Origin of the sequence: Streptomyces sp. NPDC097107 (assembly GCF_044762405.1) — a bacterium.
GTDB lineage: Bacteria > Actinomycetota > Actinomycetes > Streptomycetales > Streptomycetaceae > Streptomyces > Streptomyces thinghirensis.
Genome location: NZ_JBIWEF010000007.1, coordinates 175,010 through 181,784, shown reverse-complemented (window position 1 = coordinate 181,784; position 6,775 = coordinate 175,010). Strand labels below are relative to the sequence as shown.

Annotated in this window: 7 protein-coding genes; 1 reads left to right on the top strand and 6 read right to left on the bottom strand. The window is 72.1% G+C overall.

Annotated features, from left to right (window positions below):
• Nucleotides 1–323: 323 nt before the first annotated feature.
• The gene (locus ACIQ1J_RS18575) at nt 324–905 is read right to left on the bottom strand and encodes a GNAT family N-acetyltransferase (protein ID WP_403557868.1); all 582 of its coding nucleotides are present in this window, start codon (nt 903–905) and stop codon (nt 324–326) included.
• An 81-nt stretch (nt 906–986) separates the two neighbouring features.
• Here ACIQ1J_RS18575 and ACIQ1J_RS18570 point away from each other — a divergent pair, with 81 nt between their 5' ends.
• Nucleotides 987–1,952 carry an RluA family pseudouridine synthase gene (locus tag ACIQ1J_RS18570; RefSeq protein WP_403557866.1) on the top strand — a complete coding sequence of 322 codons (966 nt, stop codon included), beginning with the start codon at nt 987–989 and terminating at the stop codon, nt 1,950–1,952.
• Here the strand turns inward: ACIQ1J_RS18570 and ACIQ1J_RS18565 are convergent.
• From ACIQ1J_RS18565 to ACIQ1J_RS18545, 5 genes are all read right to left on the bottom strand, one after another.
• A complete protein-coding gene (locus ACIQ1J_RS18565) occupies nt 1,946–3,430 on the bottom strand; it encodes a cytochrome P450 (protein WP_403557864.1) in 1,485 nt (494 codons plus the stop codon). The genes ACIQ1J_RS18570 and ACIQ1J_RS18565 overlap by 7 nt on opposite strands.
• A gap of 67 nt (nt 3,431–3,497) precedes the next feature.
• A complete protein-coding gene (locus ACIQ1J_RS18560; RefSeq protein ID WP_403557862.1) occupies nt 3,498–4,118 on the bottom strand; it encodes a GTP-binding protein in 621 nt (206 codons plus the stop codon).
• On the bottom strand, nt 4,099–4,515 hold the full coding sequence (locus ACIQ1J_RS18555; RefSeq protein ID WP_210961733.1) for a DUF742 domain-containing protein: 417 nt from the start codon (nt 4,513–4,515) through the stop codon (nt 4,099–4,101). Before ACIQ1J_RS18555 ends, ACIQ1J_RS18560 begins: the two co-directional genes overlap by 20 nt.
• Nucleotides 4,512–4,889, bottom strand: coding sequence for a roadblock/LC7 domain-containing protein (locus tag ACIQ1J_RS18550; RefSeq protein WP_247696687.1), 378 nt, complete (start codon nt 4,887–4,889; stop codon nt 4,512–4,514). Before ACIQ1J_RS18550 ends, ACIQ1J_RS18555 begins: the two co-directional genes overlap by 4 nt.
• Nucleotides 4,890–4,915: 26 nt before the next feature.
• Entirely contained in the window at nt 4,916–6,532 is a 1,617-nt protein-coding gene (locus tag ACIQ1J_RS18545; protein ID WP_403557860.1) for a sensor histidine kinase, read from the bottom strand.
• Between the last annotated feature and the right edge of the window lie 243 nt (nt 6,533–6,775).

The window sequence follows — 6,775 nt, the reverse complement described above, 5'->3', positions numbered from 1 at the left end:
CCGGCCACGGGACCCAGCCCGCGCCACCGCCCGGCGGCTGCCCCAGCCCGCCACCACCACCCCGCCCCGTGACCGAGCCCGCGCCCACCACCCGGCCACGGGACCCAGCCCGCGCCACCGCCCGGCGGCTGCCCCAGCCCGCCACCACCACCCCGCCCCGTGACCGAGCCCGCGCCCACCACCCGGCCGTACGCACACGCCCGGGCACCGCAGCGTCGGCCCGGCCGACGCACTCCCGGCGTACAGCGCGCGGTGTCGCGCGGCCACGCCGCCCCTCCCCACCCCACCAGGTGCCGCCCCGTACAGGCCGGCGAGGGCGCGACTCAGTCGCCGCGTACGCGTGCGTGCAGGTGCATGTCGTGCCAGCCGTCGGAGTGGAGCAGGGCGCTCCGCTTGGTGCCCTCCAGGGCGAAGCCGGCCTTGCGGGCGACCCGGCAGGAGGCCTCGTTGGCGACGGAGTGGGCGAGTTCCAGTCGCTGGAAGCCGATCCCGTCCAGGGCCCAGCGGGCGAGCGCGTTCGTGGCGCGGGCCGCGACGCCCCGGCCGCGAGCCGCCGCCGTGGTCCAGTAGGCGACCTCGGCCACCCCGTCGCCGAGCACGACCTCGCGGAGGGCGACCCTGCCGAGGAGCCGGTCGTCGGCCTCGTCGGCGACGGCCCACTGGACGTTGCGCTCGTGAGCCCAGCCCTGCTGCCACTCGGAGATCCAGCCGCGCACCTCCTCCTCGGAGTCGGCAGTGCGGATGTGCCACTGGTGCATCACCGGGTCCTGGAAGGCCGCGTGCACGGCGGGCGCGTCCTCGGCGCGCCACGGGCGCAGCACCAGTCCGTCGCCGGTGGGGACCGTGGGCTGCGGGGTACGTGAGAGGGAGCCTGTGGGGAGGACCGGGCGCGTCAAGTAGGGCATGGGCCGCATCCTGCCAACCGCGGCCGGTCGACGGCCAGGCGGTTTCGCCGCGCCTGCCACCGCCTCGTACGCTGGCAGGCGATGAGACGCCGCACCCCGCTCCCGCCCTCGCCCCTCCCGCAGCGCGACGGGATCGACGCGGTGCGGGTGCGGCTGCCCGCCGACGGGCCGTGGTCCACGGTGCGGGAGCACCTGACGGAGCGGCTCGCCCGCGCGGGCGCCGGCGTGGTCGACGGCATGTTCGACGCCGGGCTGTTCGTCGACGCCGACGGGCGGGCCGTACCGGAGGACGCGCCGTACGAGCCCGGGATGTTCGTGTGGTACCACCGCGACCTGCCCGCCGAGGTGCCCGTGCCCTTCCCCCTGGAGGTCGTGTACCGCGACGAGCACGTCGTCGTCGCCGACAAGCCGCACTTCCTGGCCACCACCCCGCGCGGCGGCCACGTCACCGAGACCGCGCTCGCACGGCTCCGCCGGGAGCTGGGCATTCCGGCGCTCGGCGCCGCTCACCGCCTGGACCGGCTCACCGCCGGACTGGTCCTGTTCACGGTGCGCCCCGAGGAACGCGGCGCGTACCAGGGCCTGTTCCGCGACCGGCTGGTACGCAAGGAATACGAGGCCGTCGCCCCGTACGATCCGGAGCTCGCCCTCCCCCGGACCGTACGCAGCCGAATCCGCAAGGAACGCGGGGTACTGACCGCCCAGGAGATCGAGGGCGAGCCGAACGCCGTGAGCCGCGTCGAGCTGATCGAGCGCCGCCCTGCCCCGGGCCTCGGCCTGGGCCGGTACCGGCTGGTGCCCGGCACCGGCCAGACCCACCAGTTGCGCGTCCACATGACCGCGCTCGGTGTGCCGATCCTCGGCGACCCGCTCTACCCCGAGGTGACCGACCCCGTGCCGGCCGGCGACTTCCGGCGCCCGCTGCAACTGCTGGCGCGGGAACTGGGGTTCACCGATCCGGTCACGGGGCGCGAGCACCGCTTCCGCAGCGGACGGTCCCTCGGTGCCTGGACGGCGTACGAGGACTGGGCCGCCGGCCGTCAGTAGCCGCGCCACCAGAGCAGGAAGCGCTGCCAGGCACCGCGGGGACGCGGCTGCTCCGGCACCGGCAGGGGCTGCGCAGCCGTCACCGACACCGGCGGTTGCGAGGGGACCTGCGGCTCGGGCCGCTGTTCCGGCCGGGGGATGCCGACGTGCCAGGCGGTGCGCCGCTCCGGGGCCGGGGCGTGGCTGGGCTGCTGCCTGATGTCCTGCTGCGCCTTGGGCTCGAAGTACACCGGCAGCTCCACCAGGTGCCGCGACGCGATCGACGACCGCCACCGCAGTTCGTCCTCGTCGCAGGCGAGCTGGACGTCCGGCAGCCGCATCAGCAGCGCGTCGATCCCGGCGTCGGCGATGGCACGCCCGATGTCCTGGCCGGGGCACTCGTGCGGGCCGCCGCCGAAGGCGAGGTGGGCGCGGTTGCCCTGCATGCTCGCCTCCAGGTCGGGGCGGATGCGCGGGTCGACGTTGCCCGGCGCGATGCCGAGCAGCAACCCGTCGCCCGCGCGGATGCGCTGACCGCCCAGTTCGGTGTCCTGCTTGGCGAAGTAGGCGAAGACGGTACTGAACGGCGGCTCGTCCCACAGGGACTGCTCGACCGCCTCGGGCACCGTCATCTGGCCGCCGCTGAGCTGGGCGCGGAAGCCCGGGTCGGTGAGGACCACGCGCAGCACGTTGCTGATGAGGTTCACGGTCGCTTCGTAGGCGGCCAGCAGGACCACCCGCAGGTGCTCCCTCACCTCGTCGTCGGTGAGCCCGGCGGGATGGGTGACGAGGCGCCCGGCGATGTCGTCCTCGGGGCTGGCCCGGCGGGCGGTGGTGAGGCGGCCCAGGGCATCCATGACGTAGGCGTGGCTGGCGATCGCCGTCTCGGTGCCCTTGAGCGTGTCGCGGGCGGCCTCGACCATCCGGTCGTTGTACTCGTCCGGCATGCCGAGGAGATGGCACATCACGCCCATCGGCAGGTGCTCGGCGAACTGGCTGACCAGGTCGGCGCGGCCCTCCTCGCAGAACCGGTTGACGTGACGCTGGGTGTACCGCTTGATGTGGCGGCGCAGTTCCCGGTAGTCGATGTCGGACATCGCGCTGGTGACCGCTCCGCGCAGCCGTTTGTGCTCGTCGCCCTCGACGTGGGAGCAGATGGGCTGCCAGGCGATGTGCGGCATGAGGGGGTGGTCCGGCTTGACCATGCCCTCGTTGAGCGGCGTCCAGATCCGGCTGTCGCGGCAGAACTGGGCGGGCGTGCTGACCATGTGCAGGTTCTCGGCGTGCCCGAGGACCACCCACATCGGTACGTCGTCGTGGAGCAGCGCCGGCGCCACCGGCCCGTGCTGCTCGCGCAGCTTCTCGTACAGCTCTTCCAGGTCCTCCGTCTCGTGCAGCCGGTGCAGTCCGCCCGGTCCGAGGCCGTGCGCGGGGCAGCCGGGCGGCGGTTCGAGCAGGGGGTCGCCCGTTCCGGTCAGGGAGTGGCGTTCAGGCGTCACAGTGTCGCTCCGCAACAGAAGTGTGGGTCAGGGGTGTGGTTCGAGGAGGCCGGTCGGCCGCGCCGGGTCAGCCGATCGCGCCCTTCGTCGCGATGGAGTGCAGGAACTGCGTCAGCGTCAGCAGGACGTCCCGGCTTGAGGCCCGGCGCCGCACGTCGCAGTCGAGGATGGGGATCTCCTCGGCCAGGTCGAGCGCGGCCCGCAGCTCCGCGACTGGGTAACGGGGCGCGTCGGGGAAGGTGTTGACGGCGACCACGAAGGGCACACCGCGCTCCTCCAGGCGACCCATGACGTCGAAGCTGACGTCCAGGCGGCGGGTGTCGACGAGTACCACCGCGCCGAGGGCGCCCTCGAACAGGCCGTTCCAGAGGAACCAGAAGCGCTCCTGGCCGGGCGTGCCGAAGAGGTACAGCACCAGTTGGTCGGTGATGCTGATGCGGCCGAAGTCCATGGCCACCGTGGTGGCCGTCTTGGAGGCGGAACCGTAGTTGTCGTCGACCCCGATGCCGGCCTGGGTCATCGTCTCCTCGGTGGTCAGCGGTCTGATCTCGCTGACCGAGCCGACCATGGTGGTCTTGCCGACCCCGAAGCCGCCCACGATGACGATCTTCACGGCGGCCTCGGCCGTGTGCGGAAGCCGGTCCTCGGTCCGTGGGCCCGGGATCGTGTCAGAGTTTTTGAAGTCCATGCATCACCGCTTCGAGGAGGTTTCGGTCGGCGACCTTCTGGCGGACGACCGGGGCGCGGGCCTGCACCAGTTCCGTCGCCAGCAAGTCGGTGAGCAGCACGGTCACCACACTGAACGGCAGGCCCAGGTAGGCCGACAGCTCGGCTGCGGACAGCGGCGCGGCGCACAGCCGCAGCAGGGCCGCCTGTTCGGGTGTGGCGGACACCGGAGGGTCGGCGCGGGCCACGATCAGGGTGACCAGGTCGATGTCGGCGCGCTCGCCGCCGCCCTCCCCGCCGATGACGAACAGCCGCTCGGGGTTGGGTGTCCCGTCGTCCTTGCTGGGCGGTCCGGCAGCGGAGGACGCGGCGGACGGCTCCTGCCCGGGAGATCGCCTCTGGCGTTGGGGAGGAGTCATACGGTCTGCCCGTTGCGCCTGGCGGGACTGGTGAGATGGGGCCCGATGCGGGCGACCAGGTCGGCCATGCTGAGGCCCATCCGGCCGGGCTCGCAGCAGACGTCGGAGAGCACGGCGAGGTAGGCGTTGGGTCCGGCGGCCATCAGATAGAAGTAGCCGCCGTTCATCTCGATGAGGACCATCTTCATGTCGCCGTCGCTGGTCGGGATCTCCTGGCTGACGGCGCTCGCCAGGCTCTGCAGGCCCGCGCAGGCCGCGGCGACCCGGTCGGCGGCGTCCGGGTCCCCGGAGTAGCGGGCGATGCGCAGGCCGTCGGCGGAGAGCACCACGATCATCTCGATGCCCGGGACGCCGTCGTAGAGATCCCGGAGCATCCAGTCGAACTTGCCTTGCTGCTCGATCACTTGAGGTTCCCCTCGTCGTCTGCCGGGGCGTGGGCCGGCTCGTTGCTGCTGGACTGCTGGTGGGCCTGGGTGCTGCCCGTGTGCTGTTTGAGGCCCTCCCAGAAGGCGCCGATGAAGTGCCCCGGTGGGAGCCCCTCGTCCTTGACCGGCTCGGGCTCCGGCTCCTCCGGAAGGCCGTTCCGGGCGCGCTCGGCGGCCTGGCGGGCCTCGCGCTCGGCGTCCTCCCGCTCCCAGATCGCCTGCTCGGCGAGGCGCTGGCTGAGCGGCATCTTGACCCGGCTGCGGCGCTGCGGAAGTCCGCCCGCCGTCCACTCGGTCACCTCGGGAACGTCGTCCTCCAGGGAGACCGTGTCGGGGATGCGGGGGCTGGTGGGGCGGCGCTTCTTCGGCGTGCGCTTGGGTCCGGGGAGGGCGTCCGGGCCCGGCTGCGGGATCGACGCCGCGCCGATGCCGTGGGCGAGACCGACTCCGGGCTCGGTGGTCATCATCTTGCTCGGCACGATGAGGATGGCCCGGACACCGCCGTACGCGGAGGCCCGCAGGGACACGTCCATGCCGTACTGCGTGCACAGGCGGCCGACGACCGACAGACCCAGCCGCGGGTGGTGGGCGAGGTCCTGCACGTCGGTGCCGCGCTTGGCGTGCTCCAGCAGTCCCTCGATACGGGCGCGGGACTCCTCGCTGAGGCTGACGCCCGCGTCCTCGATCTCGATGCAGACACCGCTCTGCACCTCGGTCGCGGTGACATGCACCTTGGACCCCGGCGGCGAGTAGCGGGTGGCGTTGTCGAGGAGTTCCGCCGCGGCATGGATGACCTGCTCGACCGCGGTGCCCTTGATGTTGACCTTGGCGATGGAGGCCAGGTTGATCCGGCGGTACTCCAGGATCCGGGACATGGCGCCGCGCAGCACGCTGTAGAGCGCCACCGGCTTGGGCCACTGGCGTCCGGGCCGGCCGCCGCCGATGACGGAGATCGAGTCGGCGAGGCGGCCGATCAGGGCGGTGCCGTGGTCGATGCGCAGGAGGTCGTCGAAGACCTCGGGGTTGCGCCCGTGGTCCTCCTCCATCTCGCGGAGTTCCTTGTTCTGCTGGTGGACGATCGCCTGCACCCGGCGGGCGATGTCGACGAAGGAACGCTCGGCGGATTCCCGCATGGAGTCCTGGTGGTCGACGATGTCGCACACCATGCGGATCATCTTGCGCTGGGGCTCGCCGAGTTCGGTGTAGGAGGGGTCGATCTCGCCGAGACGGCGCATCACCTCGTGGGGTGTGCTCCCCCGGCGCATGAAGTCCAGGACGTTGGGCAGGACTTCACCGCCGAGGCGGACCATCTCCTCGTGATGGCTCGCGGCCCGGCGTTCCAGATACGCGCTGTGACGGGCGTGCTCGGCACGCAGGACCCGTAGCGCACGGCCGCGGCGAGTCGCTTCGGCCGCCGCGGTGATCACCAGCAGGGTGGCGACGACACCGCACAGGCCGACGGCGAGCCGGGCCGGTTCCGTCACCAGGGCGACGGCGGCCCCGGTGGCCGCGGCCATCAGTATGGCCGGCAGCAACAGCGTTCGCGCGTACGGAAGTTCACGGCGACCTGGAGGGGAATCAACACTCACCATGTAGGCCCTCTGAAAACGAATCGGCGGGGATGGGGGAGCTTGCGACGGGGTATCTCTGGGGGTTGTCGGGTTCTTCGGCGCATTGGGAACAAGCGCGCGATTTCACCCCAACTCGGTGCGCTGCGGGCGAGCTTAGTCCGAGGGGATCATCGCCGTGTCATATTCAGCAAGCACCTGAGACGGGCATCGGGACTGGGGTAGTCTCGGGCCCATTTGCACGCCTGGGAGTCATGCGAACACACT

What these genes read in the sequence shown, in the direction of transcription:
- ACIQ1J_RS18575 (WP_403557868.1), bottom strand. Translation starts at nt 905, where the DNA reads ATGCCCTACTTGACGCGCCCGGTCCTCCCCACAGGCTCCCTCTCACGT.
- ACIQ1J_RS18560 (WP_403557862.1), bottom strand. Translation starts at nt 4,118, where the DNA reads ATGGACTTCAAAAACTCTGACACGATCCCGGGCCCACGGACCGAGGAC.
- ACIQ1J_RS18555 (WP_210961733.1), bottom strand. Translation starts at nt 4,515, where the DNA reads ATGACTCCTCCCCAACGCCAGAGGCGATCTCCCGGGCAGGAGCCGTCC.
- ACIQ1J_RS18550 (WP_247696687.1), bottom strand. Translation starts at nt 4,889, where the DNA reads ATGCTCCGGGATCTCTACGACGGCGTCCCGGGCATCGAGATGATCGTG.
- ACIQ1J_RS18570 (WP_403557866.1), top strand. Translation starts at nt 987, where the DNA reads ATGAGACGCCGCACCCCGCTCCCGCCCTCGCCCCTCCCGCAGCGCGAC.
- ACIQ1J_RS18545 (WP_403557860.1), bottom strand. Translation starts at nt 6,532, where the DNA reads ATGGTGAGTGTTGATTCCCCTCCAGGTCGCCGTGAACTTCCGTACGCG.